Here is a 17,216-nt window from a genome sequence, read left to right as displayed (position 1 = left end):
AACGAAAATGATACTGGCAGAAGCACCAATGGGCTGTTATTCTCAAATGAGATTTAGCTAACGGCTAAAGTGGTTCATATGACTGGCGACATTATCACGACGCCCGCTCAGCAGGCGCAAAAAGTGCCGCATCATATCCCACCAGAAAGGCATAACCAACCCGCCCGGGTTTGATAATAATTTGAGGTATCCATGAGGTTTTCAAAAATACTTTGGCCGGTAGCGTTGAGTGCCAGCGTATTCGTTGGCAGTACAGCTGTGACTAGCGCCCAAGCCGCAACGGCGTCGACAACCAAAACAACCGCCAAAACAGCGACCGCAAAACCAGACCCTCGGCAAATCGAACGGCAAAAATACGCGCAGGCACAAAAAGCTCTCAATGCGAAAAGCATGACGGAATATCGCAGTTTGCTTAAACAACTGCAGCATTATCCGCTGCTACCCTATCTTGAATATCAGGAGCTCACTCCGCGCTTGATCAATTTACCCAAGCAGGATGTTGATACTTTTTTTGCACGTTACCCCGACTCTTTCCTGTCCGAGCGATTGACGCATCGTTGGTTGCGCACTCTGGCACAGCGCGAGCGCTGGAGCGATTATCTGAAATACTACGACAACCGCCTCACTGATCCGGAACTGGCGTGCCTACATTTGCGCGCGCGTCTAGCAACTGGCGATAAAACAGCACTTAATGATGTGGCGCCGCGCTGGAACATCGAGCAAGCACAATCCAAAGCCTGCGACCCGGTGTTTGCAGAATGGAAAAAAGCTGGGCTGATGACTCCCGAGTTAATTTGGGAGCGCCACCTCAAGGCAGTAATTGCAGCCGACAAAGGGTTAACCAGCTATTTGACAAATCTGTTGCCGGCGGTTGATCGCCCTATGGCAGCCTTGTTGCAACAAGTCGATGCCAACCCTCGCTTGTTAAAACAAACAGGAAAATTTTCCAAACAATCACCAAAAATGAAGACCGTCATCTTGCATGGCTTGGAAAAATTAGCACGCACCAACGCCAAAGAAGCACTCGCACTTTGGCACACGTATGATGCGCAGCAATTATTTGATGACAATGATCGCGTTAATCTCAAATATCACATAGCGCTGCGTTTACTTTATCAGGACCATGAAGTTGACGCTGAAAAATTAGTGGCGTCCACGCCTAATTTAACGCGGGTAGATTTGCTTGAATGGTTGCTGCGCGAATCTTTGCGCAAGCAGGATTGGGAGCGTGTTAACGAATGGCTTGCACGTTTGCCGGAAGATGCGCGCAAAACCGAGCGCTGGCGCTACTGGCAAGCCCGCACAATGGAAGAGTTAGAAATAAAAGAAATCAACGGCGAAACCCCTGCCAGTATTTATAGTAGCGTAGCACCAGCCAGAAGCTTCTATGGATTTTTAGCGGCAGATAAAACCGGGGTGAATTATCACTTGTTAGATCGTCCTATGACATTCACCAGCGAGCAAATTGCTGAAGTAGAAAATGCCCAGGGGATACTGCGCGCACGTGAATTTTTTGCGCGTGGCGAACTGGGTGCAGCCAATCGTGAATTTTTTCATACAACCCGCCGTATGCCTTTGGAGAAAATGGTGATCGCCGGGCGTTTGGCTGAAAAACTGGGCTGGTATCGCAACGGCATTCAGGTGATGGCAGATGCGCAATATTGGGATGATTTACAAGTGCGCTTCCCCATCGTATACAAGGAGCATGTAGCAAAAGCAGCGAAACAAACTTCTGTAAACCCACTTTTTATTTTTGCGGTAACCCGCCAGGAAAGTGCGTTTGTACACGATGCAAAATCAACCGCTGGCGCCGTTGGGTTAATGCAACTATTGCCAGCAACCGCCAAACAAACAGCACAAAAAAATGGTTTGAGTTTTACGCTGCAAGATTTGGTGACGCCGGAAAAAAATATCGCACTGGGCAGCCGATATTTGGATCACTTGCTAGGTGTATTTGATGGCAACCGGATACTCGCTGCCGCCGCCTATAATGCGGGGCCAACCCGGGTGAAAAAATGGCTAAATAAAGATAAAGGCGCACAACTACCTTACGATGTCTGGATCGAAACCATTCCTTACAAAGAAACTCGTGGTTATGTCCAAAACATATTATCGTTTTCGGTTATTTACGCCTATCGTTTAGGACAAGAAACTAATTTTGTAACGCCGGCGGAAGCAAGTCGCCAATTGTGACCCCGCTGATAAGTGTGATAATAAAAAGCCGCTCCTGAATTTCTCGGTGCGGCTTTTTACAATCAATGTTTTTACTCGGCTCAACTTATTTTTTTAGATATTCACGTAAGCGTTTTTGCACAACTGCGGCCAAATCATCGGGCTGAAACTTGGATAGAAAATCATTACAGCCCACTTTTTCAACCATCGCCTTGTTAAAACTGCCACTGAGTGATGTGTGCAATACCACATGTAGATTTGCCAATGCCGGGTCTTTACGCACCTCCGCAGTCAACCGGTAACCATCCATCTCCGGCATTTCAGCATCGGTTATCAGCATTAAAATTTCATCGGTAACTTTGCGCCCGGAGGCAGTCCACTGCTGCAGCATTTTCAAAGCTTGCAAGCCATCCTGAACCGACAACACTTCTATTCCAATATTGCTTAATGTTTCCTTTACTTGTTTCACCGCCGTTGGTGAATCCTCTGCGAGCAACACTTTTAATTTGCGCTTTTTTGCCTCTGCAGCCAAATCAGAGTCCAGCACTTCATCGGAAACGGTAGTGTTATAGGGAATGATGTCGGCAAGTACCCGCTCAACGTCTAGGATTTCTACTAATTGTTCATCGATTTTAGTGATGGCCGTTAAGAAATGACTGCGCCCCGTTCCTTTTGGTGGAGGCAGAATTAGCTCCCAATTGAGATTCACGATACGGTCAACTGCACCAATTAAAAATGCCTGAACTGACCGATTGTACTCAGCCACAATCAGATTGGCATTCTCCAACTCTTTCAATTCACTCATTCCAATCGCAGCACGCAAGTCTATTACGGGAACGGTTTGGCCGCGCAAGTGCGCCACACCGCGAATATGGGGATGGCTATGCGGTACATGGCGCAGGGTTGGAACCTTAACTACTTCCTGCACCTTAAAGACGTTAATGGCAAATAATTGCCGTCCGCCCAAACGAAACATAAGCAGCTCAAGGCGGTTTTCGCCCACCAAACGGGTGCGTTGATCAATAGAATCTAATAACTTGGACATGGTTGTTACCATCAATTTTTACAGTTTCTGCAAAGAAACTTGCCATAAAACACTATGAGTATAGGCAAAGTTTTGCGGTGAGCTTGAATTTCAGCGCCGCCAAATAAGAGAGATTCTTACCGCTACAGTTGTAAGCTGACGGTTGCCAGCTACACTTCCTAGTGAGTTGCGCAGATCGCCGGAAGCGGATCTTTCCAAACACAACAATTAATCAATCCGTCTATTCTATGACCGAAGCCATCCCTCTTCTCGCTCGTCAGCCTATTTTTGATGGCAATATGCAAGTCGTTGCTTACGAGTTACTTTGTCGCAATAGCGATTTAAAATTTATTGCCTCCAGTGATGGCGATGCAGCCAGTTCTCAAGTATTGCTTAACGCATTTACTGAGTTATCCATCGAGCAGGTAGTTGGCACACACAAAGCGTTTGTTAACTTTACGCGCACTCTGCTCAATTCTCCCCCACCGTTTAATCGCCAAAAATTGGTTATTGAAGTGCTTGAAGGCCAGCGGGTTGATGCCTCTATGCTGCATTCACTGAAGCAATTGCGCGAACAAGGTTACACCATAGCGCTGGATGATTTTGAGCTGGACGAAAATAGCGAAAGCCTAGTGGCCTATGCAGACATTATCAAATTGGATGTGTTGAGCTTATCGCCTGAAAAACTGCAACACCATATTGATTACCTGAAACCTTTTGGTATCACCTTGATTGCAGAAAAAGTGGAAACCTATGAAATGTTCGAACAATGCAAAGCATTGGGGTTTGACTTGTTTCAAGGTTATTTTTTAGCCAAACCCCGGGTTATTACCGGGCGAAAAATTTCAGAAAACAAACAATCGGTATTGCAATTGTTATCTGCATTACACGACCAGGATGCGCCGCTCGAAAAAATTGAACGAATGATCGCGCGCGATACCCTCTTGAGCTTTAAATTATTGCGTCTGGTTAATTCAGCAGCCTTCGGTTTATCGCGCGATGTAGAGTCATTGCGGCAGGCAATTATGCTGCTCGGGTTAAATAAACTGAGGAACTGGGTCAACTTGTTAGCTCTTTCCAATTTGAGTGGCAAGCCACATGAGCTTAGTGTGGCGGCATTAACACGTGCGCGCATGTGTGAAACTATAGCCACTAAAATGAATCAGCGAAATCGACCAGACTCTTTTTTCACGGTGGGGTTATTGTCAACGTTGGATGCTTTTCTCGATACACCACTGAAAGAATTATTAGGTAATCTTTCGCTCAGCGAATCGCTCAACCAAGCGATGCTAACGCATGCCGGTCCGGAGGGGTTGGTGCTGCAGGTAGTGCAAGCACACGAGCAAGGCAACTGGCAGGATATTGACTGGGATCATCTGGCAGAGCTGGGGCTAACCCCGGAACTCATTGCAGAGATTTATGTGGATTCATTACATTGGGTGGCAGAAACCATGAATACTTTGGGGCTGGCACCTGGCGGAAAATAACAATTCACTCAAATAGTAATTCGTGCGAGAAAGTTAGCGGCCTGATTTGAATCAAAGGGCCAGCCTAGTTCATCGATGTGGCGCGGAGATTTCAATACCGGAATTCTTACCCCATAGCGCTCGATCAACTCATCCGATTCAGCGATGTCAATTTCTTCCAAATACAGCGAGTAATTATTCAATAAGGGGGAAACAATCTCCCTGGCCATCTCGCATAAATGACAGCCAGGGGTTGAGTAGAGGTAAATTGATTGCATACACAACACCGCAGAAAAAATGGCAGTGTATCAGTTCAGGGGCGTGTAATTCACTGAAAAATTAACCCAGATCCAGCGCAAATATTTGCTCCATAAAATCGCGGAAACGTTTGCCTTGCTGTTGATCTACCTCGGTCTCTTTACCGGTCACTTTTTCTGCCATATTGGCCAAGAGCGATTTCGGCTCATTGAACTCAGCAGCACGGTCCAAACTGGCAAGCAGATCCTTGATAAAATTACCCAATGGCAATAACTTATCCGCTAACAATTCTGGCTTACCAGAATTACCGTCTGCACGGCTTGGCTCAAAAGTTTGATAGGCTTGGGTTACTTGCTGGATTTCTGCTTGCGCCAAATTTAGCGCGAAGCTGCCAATTTGTTCGGCGTCGTAACCTAAATTCATTGCCTGATCAAACGCAACATCCAAATCACCCTCAAAAAATTCGCTGGCAAGATCATTTACTCTTCCAAGTAAATCATTAATTGCACCCAACTCATCTTCATTCAATTCGCCTTCAATAGAGAGAGAGAATGATTGGCTGGAGCTGTAACTGGCATTGAGTGCACCAACTGAATTATTGCCACGTCCCGCACGTGCCGCCTCGACTGCTAAGCCCTCGCTGGAGGTAGCTTTGATAGTCACTTTATCGCCTTCTTTCGTGGTCAGTTCAAAGCTGAATTCACGCGCACGGCCATATTCGTAATTGCTGTAGCCAAGATAACTACTGGTCGCCGGTAAAAATTCTGGTACATCGAGTTTGGCTGGTGCCTTTTTAAGCTCCGCTGTTTTCAATACTTCTGCGGGTTGATTGGATACGGGTTGGTCGGATTCAACCTCAGTTGACTGGATAAATTTGGAGCGCAATTCATCGACACCTTCCAGCACCAAATCGTAGGTTTTGCCGATATCTGCTGTTATCTCAGGGGATAGTAAACTCAGCGCTTCGAGTTTCTCGCTTGCTTCTGCAAAGCCTTTTTTAAACCCGGCCAAGCCAGCATCAAGACGCGCTTGCAGCTCTTCCTGGCTTGCTCCTTCGGCGACATCCAACTGCAACCGCCGCTCGATAAAACCAAGGATGTTATTGGCCACCTTTTCCGCTGTTAGCGGCTCAAACGTTTCGTACTCGGCACTGGCTGCCTGGCCGCGTGAGCTGATTTTTTCATAGGCCATGGTCAGCGTGCGGTTGACGATTTGCAGGGCTGTTTGCCGTTTATCGTACAAACTGGAGGAGTCAGCTCCGCTCACCTCTGGTGCTTTGTACGAATTGCCTTGGGTGGCTGTATTGACCGTATTTATCTGCGGAAGATTACTGTCACTACGCCCTGGGTTATTAACAGAGGGGTTGTTAAGCGAGGAAATATTCATAAATTCACCTGTGTGCAGCCATAGCTGTCTGTAGCATCACAGGTTATCGACTGGTTCCTGCAAAGCTTCAATACTTATTTTCGCGTTAAGAACAGGGCTGTTATAACCACAACGGCCAGCACACCCAGAAAAATAAGACCGTATTTCCCCTTACTATTCTCCTGCGGAGCCGTTTTAGGCTGACTACCTGCGGCTGCGCGGTTAGGAGAGGAGGCCCTGGTTGGCGCTATAGCTTTTTCACGCTGGCTGGCTTTGGGCTTGGCTTCTACCACTTCTACTTTGACCGGCACTTTGCGAACGGTTGTTTTGGCCATGTCATCGGAGGGACCCATCACCCCAAAGGTGAGCGCATCAAAACGCAATTCGTCACCACGTTTAACCCGCGCTTCGGCAACCCTTTTACCGTTGAGGAAGGTGCCATTGGCTGAATCCAGGTCTTTTACGAACAGCATTCCATCAATAATTTGTAATTGCGCATGACGACGGGATAAATGCGCAGCAGCCAAACTGATATCACATTCGCTGGCGCGGCCGATGACATTTAACTCTTTGAGTGGGAAAACACGGTTTGCCAAGGCGGTGTGATTAGCTTTAAGTGACCACCCCGTTGTCTTGGGGGCACGTAATTGGGTGACATTAGCCGACTCCTCGGCAATAACCTTGGCCTCACGCTTGGGGTCGATCACAACCAATTCCACTTGGCCAAGGGTGATTTGGTCATCCGGCTTAAGTTCGCACGCTCCGGTAACAGTTTGACCATTAACGATAATGGGCTGGGTTGGAATAAGGTTGCGCAAGGTGAGATGCTCGTTATCAACCAGCACCTCCATATGTACATCGCTGGCGAGAGGATCATCAATAACCAGCGCATTAGTCGCTGAACGGCCTATGGTGATCTTGGGCTCCACCAGCCATACCGCATTGTATTTATTATCTTTAAAGCGGATTTTAAGCATAAAATTTAACCTGAAAGCAAAAACCGAAACGGGCTGTGATAATGCAATAGCCGCACTGTGATTTCAACACCTCAATCAGGCAGCGCCATCACGGTAAATAGAGTTTTAACACCCCTCCCCCTAAGGGACCGTTGTTGGCAATTGTCATATAGCCCTGCCCCTTTTTGGATTTATGTAATTCCAATACTTTGCGTGTAAATAACAATCCTAACCGTGTATTGCCTGAGCTAAATGACACAGGTGTTTGCGGCAAGGACCCCATCAGCATGTTGTCCGGATAACCCTGTCCGTCATCCGCAACAGAAATACACAAGAAACCATTTTCTTCTGTTGCACTCACCAACAGTTGCTTACGGCTATAGCGCGCGCAATTTACGATTAAATTATTCAGCACTCCACCAATCAATTCATTATCAAAATACCAAATCAAGTCGCTGTCACAATCCACCTGCACGTCAATATTGCGGGACTTCAACAAGGTATCGTTGCGTGCAATTTGTTCATCGATAATATCGATCGCATGGTGTTCATCAATCACTACCGACATAGTGTTCTCATCCATACGATAGAGCGACAGCAACTGCACCAACTCGCCATTGATGCGCGCTGCCTCGTATTCCAACACCGAAAAAAAGCGCGCCTGTTCTGCATCTTTCGGCGGTGAACTGGTCATCATGGCGGACAGGGTATTTAACAACATCCCCAGCGAGTTTTTCATGTCATGTACACTGGAGGCGAGGACAAATGAAAAATCAATGGGTGTTTGCCCATAGTTTTCATTACCGTTTTTTTGTTCAGATGGTGAATTCACAATTAACCTCGCTTGTCTTTTTCATAAGCCCTAACCAGACTGTTGTAAACATCATTCAACTGGCGATAACGTTGGAATTGCGGATGCTGCTGGGAAATGATGGCGCTGGTTTTAGTAAAGGTCTGTTGAATTTTTTCACTTACACTGGATTCAAAGCGGGTTTTTAATTTATCAATCATGGCCTGCACGTAGTTCAAACGCAGTCCGATATGATTCGGTAGTTTTTGCAAGGCAGTTTTGAATGCATCAGCGGCGGCAGTGAAATCTTTGGCATTATAAAAAGCGATTCCCTTTTTGTTGATCTCTGCCACCATGAGTTTATTTTTCTCGCTGCGCGGCTCATCCAACAGTACATCCAAACGCTGCAATTGTTCTTCCTTACCGGCATAGCGATGCAGTAAATCGCCCAACAGCCGTTGGGCATCGTCAGTTTTACCGATAAAACGGAGAGTACGCACCAATTCAATCTGAACCGATAGCGCATCTTCATCTTTTGTATCGCCTAGCGATGATTGCGCGCTTGCCAATGCATCTTGCGCACGGCGCTGGTCACCAGCGCACACCTGCAATTGGCTTTCTAGCAGTAAGGATTCAACCTTGCGCAAATTAGTTTTGCCGAAGTTCTCTTCAAGGTTGTTAACACAGGCTATGGCTTCACGGATTAATGGTTTGGCCAATTCTTTATCAATTGAAAATAAATCAATCGTCGTCTGTGCAAAAAGCGAGTGAACCTCAGCTTTGTCAAAGCAGGAATTTTCCCCGAGCTTAACAGCGCGTTTAAGGGCGTTGGCGGCGGTGACCAAATCATTATTTTGTTGTGCGACATCCCCCAATGCCTGCTGGCGCAGAATGGAAAGCGGGGAAATATCAGTAGCTTTCTGCAATACATTTTGCAAACCTTCCGAATCGTTTTGCAGCTTGTATAAATCGGCTTGCAAATCGTATGCTTTCATACACAGTGGGTTTGCCTGCAAAATATTTTCCAACCATTGCTGTGCACCTAGCAGATCATTCTGCGCTAATTTGGTTTTCACCATACCTAATTGCGCCCACTCCAGCTCGCGATTATCGAGCACTGCGCGATAAACTGCTTCAGCTGCGGTCAAATTATTTTTTTTTAGATATAACTGCCCCAGTAATTTTTGACAGGCATTGGCGTAGCGACTACCTGACGCAACGAGCTCTTTGCAAAGCGTAATTGCCAGTTCGTCATCCCCCGATTTCTGGGCGGCATGCACTGCTTTTAACTCCACACGCTGTTCAATCAAACGGCCAAGGCGCTGATCCAGTGCCTTAGGAGTAATGGGTTTGGCGAGATAGGCATCCGGCTCATAGTCGTAAGCCGCCATAATGGTGCCTTTGCTATTTTCTGCGGAGACAAGAATAAACAAGCTGTCCGAACAAGGGTTGTCAGTAGAGCGCAATTCTTCCAATACTTGCTGGCCACTTTTGCCCTTGCCTAAATTGTTATCGCACAAAATTATGTCGTAACTACGCGCTTTGCAAAAACGTAGCGCCTCTTCACCACTGGCTGCCGAATCGGCGTTGCCAATTCCCAGATCCATCAGCATTTTGTAGAGAGTTCCGCGAAAATTCTCAAAATCATCGACGATTAGCGCGTGCATCTTGTAGTAGCCAAGATCAGCCATTAGTCCACCTCCATAACGAAATTAGACTAAGAATAGCCCAGGATTTTCAGGCTGCTACAGATTTTTCCCGTCGGTCTACCGCCTCCCTCCCCTGTTTAGTCAGTACGTGCCAGCTGCGGCTTGCGTCGGCGAGATTGGAAAAGATTATTGCCGCCCTGCATTTTGGCGCTGTGTTTTGCCTCGGCCAGCAGTTGGGATACCTGATGATGGGTTTTACAAAACTCCAGATCGGGCGCTACGCACCCTATTGCCAGGGTTAGCGCACCAAATTTTTGGCGCTGCCCCTGCCGATCAACACTCCAGTATTCTGTGGATTCGAGTGGAAGAAATTGGCTGCTGGCCGCCTCAAACCTGACCAATATTTGCGCGCAGCGCTGCTGCCAGTCCGCGCTACCAAACACTAAAATAAAATCGTCGCCACCGACGTGACCGACAAAATCGCTGGCTGTGTCTACGCAGTCACACAGTATTCGGCTCAGCTGCAAAATGACTTCATCACCCGCACTATAGCCAAATGCATCGTTAAACGGTTTGAAATGATTTATATCGCAATAGGCCACCACAAATTCTTTTTTGTGCAGCAGTAAATGATCAACCCACTCATATAGCGGTACATTGCCCGGCAATTGCGTGAGCGGATTGCTATGCCGGGCAACACGCAATTTTTCTTCGGTAATCGCACGCAATAGGTCGCGCACTTTGCCAACACCGAGATATCGATTGGCGTCACTCACAATAAAATCGACACTCAGGTTTTGCTGCGGATCTTCACTGATAAGCTGCCCCACTACTTTTAGATCAGTCCCTACATCAACAATGATGGATAGCGGACTAATAAAGTCGCGGATGGGTTTTTGTGCATGCAACTCATGGGCAAATCGGCGCGAAAAAATATTGAGGATTTCTGCCCGGCTGACCATGCCCAACGGAATATCGCCATCAACCACAGGAACACAGGCTAAACGCACGTCGGCGCGAAACATTTTCACCACAGTTTCAGCATTAGTTGTCGATGTTACCTGTACAGAATCCATTACAATTTCGCGCACAGTGCGAGTGAAATGGTCCTGGTAACGTCGTACGGAGTTACCGGCGTATCCTGCAATGGCAGTGGGCAATTCGAGCGGCGGTAATGCCTGCGGACGCGCAATAAAATAACCTTGCGCATACTCGACCCCCATAGTGACCAGAGTGGCATATTCCGCGCCCGTTTCAATTCCCTCTGCGATGGCTTTATGTCCCATGCGATGTGCTATATCCAACATCGCGCGCACAAACTCGCGTTTGACCGGATCTTTGTCAATTCCGGAAATAAAATGACGGTCAATTTTGACGTAATCAGGACAGAGTTCACTCCACACACGCAGCCCTGCATAACCCGCCCCCAAGTCATCCAGCGCTACAGCAAAGCCTTGCCGCTGGAAGTGATCAGAAGCCGCACGCAATAAATCCAGCTCATCAAGCGGTTGGCTTTCGGTTAACTCAAATACCAAACGTTCCGCACTTAAACCGACGCGCTGTAAAATTTCACGCGTGACGCCATCGCGATATTGGCTATCGGTAAAACTAATGGGGCTCATATTAAGAAAAAGTTTGCCGGGCAAACTCAATGCGGCAAAACGCTCGCAAGATACTTCCCGGCAGGCAAATTCCAATGCAGCCAGTAGACGTGACTCCCGCGCAACTGCGAAGAGTGCATCCGGCTTATGCAGGGGGCTATCTTCAGGTCCGCGAATCAAGGCCTCATAACCAATAATACGCGGATTCTCCACCGCGATTATCGGCTGAAATACCGGAGTCAGAAGTTTGAATTCAATTAAACGGCGTAATTCCTTTTGCAGGGTGGTTTGATTAAACACAGGGTTCTGCAAAGACATAAGATGACAACTTGATATCGACTATGGGTGAGTAAACTGAATATTCCTGCGGAAATATGACAGTTTTATGAATTTCTCAATTTGTTGTCACAATCAATGAAGGTTACAATGCGCGCACCTGTTTTACCTCGCCCACTACGCCATTAACCAGTCAAGAATATGCACGATATAAACCCCGATACCATTTATGCCAATCCGCTGGCAGAGGTCAGTCGCTTCGCATTTGATCAGCGCGTGGTAGATGTATTCCCCGATATGATCAAACGCTCTGTACCCGGTTATGCCACCATTATTAATATGATTGGCAATCTCGCTGAACGCTATGTACAAGCCAATAGCCAGTGTTATGACCTGGGCTGCTCGTTAGGTGCAGCGACGCTTGCGATGCGCCACCGTATTCAGGCAGCGGATTGTAAAATTATTGGTGTGGACAATTCAGCGGCAATGATCGCGCGCTGCCAACAAGTGATAGCGGCTGATAGCGGTGAAGTTCCCGTCGAATTGGTAGAAGCACAAATTCAAGATGTGGTATTGCACAACGCATCAATGGCTGTGCTCAATTTCACCTTGCAATTTATTCCCGTTGAAGAGCGACTGGAAATGCTGCGCAGTATCTGCGCAGGATTAAATCCCGGTGGAGTATTAATCATCTCTGAAAAAGTCGCTTTTGATGATGAACCCCATCAACACTTGATGACCGAATTGCACCACAATTTCAAACGCGCCAACGGCTACAGTGATTTGGAAATTGCGCAGAAGCGCGCCGCGATTGAAAACTATTTAATTCCCGAAACACTTGATGCACACCGCCAACGCTTGCGCCAAGCGGGCTTCAACAGTGTTGATGTATGGTTTCAATGTTTTAATTTTGCATCGCTGATTGCAATTAAATAGAGTAAGTAAAGACTGTGACACAGATTAATTACGATCAATTACTGAATGCACTTAAGGATTCGCCTCTTGCTGGTTGGGCCGAGCAACTGCCTGCGCAAATCGCGGCCGGACTTTGTGAAAAACGCTACGGCGATTTAGCTGGTTGGAAGCAATCGCTCGCAAAACTTCCGACCGTAAAAGGCTCACGGATTGCGCTCACTGAAGAGGTGCGCATCGGCCACAGCAGCGATTGCGATGAAACAACACGTGCAGAAATTCGCAGTGTCTTGCAGGAATTAATTCCCTGGCGCAAAGGCCCCTACTTTGTTCACGATATCCATATTGATACCGAGTGGCGCTCGGATTGGAAATGGGACCGCGTCTTACCCCATCTCGCCCCACTAAAAGACCGCTTAATTCTCGATGTGGGTTGTGGCAACGGCTATCACTGCTGGAGAATGCTAGGTGCCGGTGCAAAACGCGTGATTGGAATTGATCCATCACCGCGTTTTATTGTGCAATTCCATATGATCAAACATTTTGCCGGTGCCAATTATCCCGTCGATGTACTGCCAGTCGGTATTGAAGATGTTCCGGAAAAATTGCAGGCATTTGATACGGTTTTTTCCATGGGCGTTTTTTATCACCGCCGCTCGCCGATGGATCATTTACTCGAATTAAAAAATACACTGCGCCCCGGCGGACAGCTGGTGCTTGAGACCTTGGTGATTGAAGGAAAACTGGGTGATGTATTAGTGCCCGAGGGTCGCTACGGTATGATGAACAACGTGTGGTTTTTGCCGAGCTGCGACACCATGCTGTCCTGGCTGCGCAAAATGGGGTTTAGCAATCCGCGTGTAGTGGATGTGTGCCCAACAACAACGGAAGAACAGCGCGCAACAGAATGGATGCGTTTTCACTCGTTACCGGAATTTTTACATCCGGAAGATTCATCATTAACTGCCGAGGGACATCCGGCGCCGATTCGGGCGGTGTTTGTTGCAGAAGCATAATGTAAAAAAAATGGGCGCACGCAGCGCCCAATTTTCCAATGCAGAAGAACAGCTTAATCGTCCAACATTTCCAGCGGTGTATCCAAACCAAATTCGACATGAATTTGTGTGCACCAGCGATTCAATCGATCCGCGCTTAAATTTTCTTGCTGGTCTTCATCCAGCGCCAAGCCGACAAACATACCAGTACCGGGAATTTCTGCCTTGGATGCTTCAAACTCGTAACCTTCCGTCGGCCAGTGCCCAACAATTTCCGGGCCGGTTTGGATAATGACATCGTGCAGCATGCCCATGGCATCAAGAAAATAATCGCCGTAACCGAATTGGTCACCCAAACCAAAAAGCGCCACCTGTTTGCCGGAGAAATCCACTGCCGCGATATCATCCCAAAACTCTTCCCAATCTGATTGGATTTGGCCAAAGTCCCAAGTGGGGATACCGAGGATAATCTTGTCGTAGTTGGCAAAATCCAACTGGGTTACGTCGGCGATATCACGTACATCGACAACATCAGCCCCGAAACGCTGTTGAATACGATAAGCGACACGCTCGGTATTGCCTTCGTCACTGCCAAAAAACAGACCAATCTGGGCCACGATAACCTCGGGATACAGGGAAAATAGGGATAGGGAAAAACGGCGCGGATTTTCCCAAGATTAGCTCGCGCAAGCAAGCCCACATTTTGCACCCTGAAAATAAATAACCCCGGCAAGCCGGGGTTATAGGTGAAACCAGCAGTATTCCTGGCCTGTGATTTAACTTTTAGCTGCTTCGCGTGCCTCTTTGCGTTCGGCCTTACGCTCCAAACGCTTGGTTTTCGCTTCTGCCAAGGTTTGTTTTTGCTCCTCCGTCAGCACGGCTAAGAACGCTTTTTTCGCTTTAGCACCTGCCAGTGCCTGTTCCGCGTGCAACTTGCCCAAGCTATCAGCCAGAGCATTGAGTTCGGCATCGTTGGCACCGGCATCCACAGCTGTTGCCAATGCGCTGCGCGCATCCGCCAGTTTTGTATGAAGGGCTTCGCGTGCAGATTCATTAGCTTCACGTTGTGCCTTCAAAGTTTCCTTTTGCGCATCTGTCAATGTTAACTCCTGGCCGAGATGCCTGAATTCGCGGCCCGCAAAACCGTCATGCTCAGCCCATTTGGCCGCATGATGCTTGCCCTCACAGTTTTTCCCTGCGCCACCGGCTATGGTCGGCACAGCTATACTGGCAGCACTTAACAACAACAACAGACCAGCCACTAATGCTTTGTTCGATTTCATATCAATATCCTCTGGATACTTTGGACTAATTAAATAGGTCGCTTAAACGCAGACTCCAGAATCAGAGCCAGTGAATTCATTATGGTGGCTATAATGTTAAGATTGGTTAATGAAAACCAAAGAATCATGACTCTCATCGGGGGCTGGTGCACACTCACCGCCTTCCATCATCGGGGACTGTAAATCGCTATGCTTAAAGTTCTTCTCATCGACGACGACAAAGAACTCAGTCAATTACTGAGCGAATACCTGCAAACGGAAGGTTTCGCAATTGATACCGCTTATGACGGCCAAACGGCGTTAGAGCTTGCGCTCAAACAACCCTACTCTGTCATTGTGCTGGATGTGATGCTGCCCGTCCGCAATGGTTTTGATGTGCTGAAAAATTTACGCCAACACAGCCAAACTCCTGTGATTATGCTCACAGCCAAAGGCGATACAGTTGACCGCGTAATTGGGCTTGAAATCGGTGCAGATGATTATTTATCCAAACCTTGCGATCCGCGCGAATTGGTTGCACGTATTCGCGCTATATTGCGCCGCGCCAACCAAAAAGATGTAACGCCCAGCAGCATCGAGCGCCTTGCATCTGGAAAGTTATCCCTGCATTTAGGCACGCGCACAACCACTTGGGATAACAATGAGGTTCCGCTCACTGGAACCGAATTCAGCGTGCTGGAAATTCTTGTTCGTCGCGCTGGTCAAGTAATCAGCAAAGATGATATGACTGAACAGGCACTCAACCGCAAACTCACGCCTTACGATCGCAGTATCGATGTGCATGTAAGCAATATCCGCAAAAAAATTACCGCAGCAGGTTCGTCAAAGGATTTGATTATCAACGTGCGTGGCGCAGGCTATATGCTGACCATGAATGATGATGAATCCGTAAATTAATGACCCGTCTTTATTTAAAAATCTTTTTTACCTTTTGGTTAATCACGGTGGCGATTATTATCGGCACCAATATAGTTGTGCATTGGTTTGATATGGCGCCGGATGGCAACCTGCAACACAGCAGTGAAGCCAGTGACGATGATCCAGCCAAGCGTTTGCTGTTTCAAATGGTGGGTAATGCCGTTAACCGCAATACCCGGCAATTGATTCAGGATTTGCGTGCAATGCCCGCATGGTCAACTCGTTTTGTGTATGTTATCGATAAAGAAAACCGCGACCTGCTCGACCGCCCTCTTCCACCTGGCGTTATGTTTCTCGCGCCGCGCCTCACATTCAAACATCCGTTCGATAAGGTACAGGACCGCAACCGAAAGCTCTTTGGTCGCTACATCACCCTGAACGATGGTAACAGCGTGAAATTAATTACGATTTCTGCCGGGCGCGACGAGGGGCAGGATCGCGATATTATTTGGGAATTATTTCTCGATAATATTTGGCCGCTACTACTGGTATCGATTTTAGTCAGCGGTTCCGCCTGCTTCTTCCTGGCCCGCCATTTCACTCGCAGTATCAACACACTACAAAAAGCCACTCATCAAATTGCACGGGGTGATTTGAGTGTGCGCATCAGCGAACAATTTCGCGGCCGCAACGATGAAATCGCAGCACTGGGGCGCGACTTTGACCATATGACGGAACGCCTCGAAAAATCCATGCAGGAACAGAAGCGTTTAATTAAAGATGTGTCACACGAATTACGCACGCCGCTCGCTCGCTTGCAAATTGCACTGGCACTGGCGCGGCAGCGCAGCAATGGAATTGTTGACCATGAATTAAACCGTATCAAACAAGCGGCCGATTATCTCAACGACATCATTACCGATATTCTCACCCTGCCAGTACAAGGCCAGGACAGTTGGGTGTTGGATGACGTGTTGGATTTAGTGAGCCTGATGCAAACACTCATGGACGATTACCAGGCAGAAGCCTACGCAAAAAATGTCAACATTCGCTTTAAATGTTCGCTGGAAGAAGCACTGGTTGCTACTCACGGCAATATGCTGGTTGGTGTGTTTGAAAACACCCTGCGCAACGCCCTGCTCTACACACCGGAAAATTCCGAGATTTGCATCGCCCTGACTGAAACGGGGGACGGAGAGCATTACCGCGTAGACATAATGGACCAGGGCCCCGGGGTTCCTGAAGATGCACTGGAGGATATTTTCCAACCCTTTTTCCGCACTGACCAGGCGCGCGCGCGCGAAAGCGGTGGTTACGGCCTTGGGCTGGCCATTGCCCAGCGTAGCGTCTCATTACACCGTGGGCGTATTTGGGCTGAAAACCGCCCTGAAGGCGGCCTCAGCTTGGGTATATTACTGCCACAAATTAAAGGCTAATGCCTACTTAACCCACATTTCTCCGCACGAGTACTACCGCCATTATTGGATCAATTCTTGCCGACAAACTTTTGGCTAGCGGCAAACTCTTTCCGCCAGTACAAAAAAACCACGCTATTTTTTTGGCGAAAATATCTACAACTGACTTTAGACTAATCGCCTATCTATATGATAT

General features: G+C 47.7%; 15 protein-coding genes. 6 read left to right on the top strand and 9 right to left on the bottom strand.

What is annotated here, in order from left to right; translation table 11 throughout:
* The first annotated feature begins 192 nt into the window (after positions 1-192).
* Positions 193-2,193 (top strand): transglycosylase SLT domain-containing protein, encoded by a 2,001-nt coding sequence (locus J2X05_RS07790; RefSeq protein ID WP_310070892.1) that lies wholly within the window; start codon positions 193-195, stop codon positions 2,191-2,193.
* Between the two features lie 85 nt (positions 2,194-2,278).
* On the opposite strand, the gene J2X05_RS07785 is transcribed toward J2X05_RS07790, so the two are convergent.
* Complete coding sequence (locus J2X05_RS07785) at positions 2,279-3,217, bottom strand: chemotaxis protein CheV (protein ID WP_310070889.1); 939 nt, start codon at positions 3,215-3,217, stop codon at positions 2,279-2,281.
* A gap of 227 nt (positions 3,218-3,444) precedes the next feature.
* Here J2X05_RS07785 and J2X05_RS07780 point away from each other — a divergent pair, with 227 nt between their 5' ends.
* Complete coding sequence (locus tag J2X05_RS07780) at positions 3,445-4,683, top strand: EAL and HDOD domain-containing protein (protein ID WP_310070886.1); 1,239 nt, start codon at positions 3,445-3,447, stop codon at positions 4,681-4,683.
* 8 nt (positions 4,684-4,691) lie between these two features.
* On the opposite strand, the gene J2X05_RS07775 is transcribed toward J2X05_RS07780, so the two are convergent.
* The 6 genes from J2X05_RS07775 to J2X05_RS07750 form a co-directional block, all read right to left on the bottom strand.
* Positions 4,692-4,940 (bottom strand): glutaredoxin family protein, encoded by a 249-nt coding sequence (locus J2X05_RS07775; RefSeq protein ID WP_310070883.1) that lies wholly within the window; start codon positions 4,938-4,940, stop codon positions 4,692-4,694.
* A 61-nt stretch (positions 4,941-5,001) separates the two neighbouring features.
* Positions 5,002-6,306, bottom strand: a complete 1,305-nt coding sequence (locus J2X05_RS07770) for a DUF5610 domain-containing protein (protein ID WP_310070881.1) — start codon at positions 6,304-6,306, stop codon at positions 5,002-5,004.
* Between the two features lie 74 nt (positions 6,307-6,380).
* The gene (locus tag J2X05_RS07765; protein ID WP_310070878.1) at positions 6,381-7,262 is read right to left on the bottom strand and encodes an FHA domain-containing protein; all 882 of its coding nucleotides are present in this window, start codon (positions 7,260-7,262) and stop codon (positions 6,381-6,383) included.
* An 88-nt stretch (positions 7,263-7,350) separates the two neighbouring features.
* On the bottom strand, positions 7,351-8,073 hold the full coding sequence (locus tag J2X05_RS07760) for a sensor histidine kinase (protein WP_310070876.1): 723 nt from the start codon (positions 8,071-8,073) through the stop codon (positions 7,351-7,353).
* 2 nt (positions 8,074-8,075) lie between these two features.
* The gene (locus J2X05_RS07755; RefSeq protein ID WP_310070873.1) at positions 8,076-9,722 is read right to left on the bottom strand and encodes a response regulator; all 1,647 of its coding nucleotides are present in this window, start codon (positions 9,720-9,722) and stop codon (positions 8,076-8,078) included.
* A 95-nt stretch (positions 9,723-9,817) separates the two neighbouring features.
* Positions 9,818-11,599, bottom strand: coding sequence for a bifunctional diguanylate cyclase/phosphodiesterase (locus J2X05_RS07750; RefSeq protein ID WP_310070868.1), 1,782 nt, complete (start codon positions 11,597-11,599; stop codon positions 9,818-9,820).
* A 159-nt stretch (positions 11,600-11,758) separates the two neighbouring features.
* On the opposite strand from J2X05_RS07750, the gene cmoA reads away from it, so the two are divergent.
* Together cmoA and cmoB are read left to right on the top strand one after the other, a co-directional pair.
* Positions 11,759-12,493 (top strand): carboxy-S-adenosyl-L-methionine synthase CmoA, encoded by a 735-nt coding sequence (gene cmoA, locus J2X05_RS07745; RefSeq protein ID WP_310070865.1) that lies wholly within the window; start codon positions 11,759-11,761, stop codon positions 12,491-12,493.
* A gap of 23 nt (positions 12,494-12,516) precedes the next feature.
* Positions 12,517-13,485 carry a tRNA 5-methoxyuridine(34)/uridine 5-oxyacetic acid(34) synthase CmoB gene (cmoB, locus tag J2X05_RS07740; RefSeq protein WP_310071351.1) on the top strand — a complete coding sequence of 323 codons (969 nt, stop codon included), beginning with the start codon at positions 12,517-12,519 and terminating at the stop codon, positions 13,483-13,485.
* Positions 13,486-13,538: 53 nt separating this feature from the next.
* Here the strand turns inward: cmoB and J2X05_RS07735 are convergent, their stop codons facing one another.
* Both J2X05_RS07735 and J2X05_RS07730 read right to left on the bottom strand, forming a co-directional pair.
* Positions 13,539-14,081, bottom strand: coding sequence for a flavodoxin (locus J2X05_RS07735; RefSeq protein ID WP_310070860.1), 543 nt, complete (start codon positions 14,079-14,081; stop codon positions 13,539-13,541).
* Between the two features lie 159 nt (positions 14,082-14,240).
* Complete coding sequence (locus J2X05_RS07730) at positions 14,241-14,747, bottom strand: Spy/CpxP family protein refolding chaperone (protein ID WP_310070858.1); 507 nt, start codon at positions 14,745-14,747, stop codon at positions 14,241-14,243.
* Between the two features lie 189 nt (positions 14,748-14,936).
* Between J2X05_RS07730 and J2X05_RS07725 the strand changes: the two genes are divergently transcribed.
* Entirely contained in the window at positions 14,937-15,644 is a 708-nt protein-coding gene (locus tag J2X05_RS07725) for a response regulator (RefSeq protein WP_310070856.1), read from the top strand.
* Complete coding sequence (locus J2X05_RS07720) at positions 15,644-17,041, top strand: ATP-binding protein (RefSeq protein ID WP_310070854.1); 1,398 nt, start codon at positions 15,644-15,646, stop codon at positions 17,039-17,041. The genes J2X05_RS07725 and J2X05_RS07720 overlap by 1 nt, the downstream gene beginning before the upstream one ends.
* Positions 17,042-17,216 lie beyond the last annotated feature (175 nt).

This window comes from Cellvibrio fibrivorans (genome assembly GCF_031457055.1).
Taxonomy (GTDB): domain Bacteria; phylum Pseudomonadota; class Gammaproteobacteria; order Pseudomonadales; family Cellvibrionaceae; genus Cellvibrio; species Cellvibrio fibrivorans.
The sequence above is the reverse complement of the archived record's forward strand: the minus strand, read 5'-3'. Positions and strand labels throughout refer to the sequence as shown.

Bases quoted from the DNA above. Each gene is read 5' to 3' on its own strand.
- J2X05_RS07720 (WP_310070854.1), top strand. From the start codon at position 15,644: ATGACCCGTCTTTATTTAAAAATCTTTTTTACCTTTTGGTTAATCACG.
- J2X05_RS07765 (WP_310070878.1), bottom strand. From the start codon at position 7,262: ATGCTTAAAATCCGCTTTAAAGATAATAAATACAATGCGGTATGGCTG.
- J2X05_RS07750 (WP_310070868.1), bottom strand. From the start codon at position 11,599: ATGTCTTTGCAGAACCCTGTGTTTAATCAAACCACCCTGCAAAAGGAA.
- J2X05_RS07770 (WP_310070881.1), bottom strand. From the start codon at position 6,306: ATGAATATTTCCTCGCTTAACAACCCCTCTGTTAATAACCCAGGGCGT.
- J2X05_RS07790 (WP_310070892.1), top strand. From the start codon at position 193: ATGAGGTTTTCAAAAATACTTTGGCCGGTAGCGTTGAGTGCCAGCGTA.
- J2X05_RS07730 (WP_310070858.1), bottom strand. From the start codon at position 14,747: ATGAAATCGAACAAAGCATTAGTGGCTGGTCTGTTGTTGTTGTTAAGT.
- J2X05_RS07785 (WP_310070889.1), bottom strand. From the start codon at position 3,217: ATGTCCAAGTTATTAGATTCTATTGATCAACGCACCCGTTTGGTGGGC.
- J2X05_RS07780 (WP_310070886.1), top strand. From the start codon at position 3,445: ATGACCGAAGCCATCCCTCTTCTCGCTCGTCAGCCTATTTTTGATGGC.
- cmoA (WP_310070865.1), top strand. From the start codon at position 11,759: ATGCACGATATAAACCCCGATACCATTTATGCCAATCCGCTGGCAGAG.
- J2X05_RS07755 (WP_310070873.1), bottom strand. From the start codon at position 9,722: ATGGCTGATCTTGGCTACTACAAGATGCACGCGCTAATCGTCGATGAT.
- J2X05_RS07775 (WP_310070883.1), bottom strand. From the start codon at position 4,940: ATGCAATCAATTTACCTCTACTCAACCCCTGGCTGTCATTTATGCGAG.
- J2X05_RS07725 (WP_310070856.1), top strand. From the start codon at position 14,937: ATGCTTAAAGTTCTTCTCATCGACGACGACAAAGAACTCAGTCAATTA.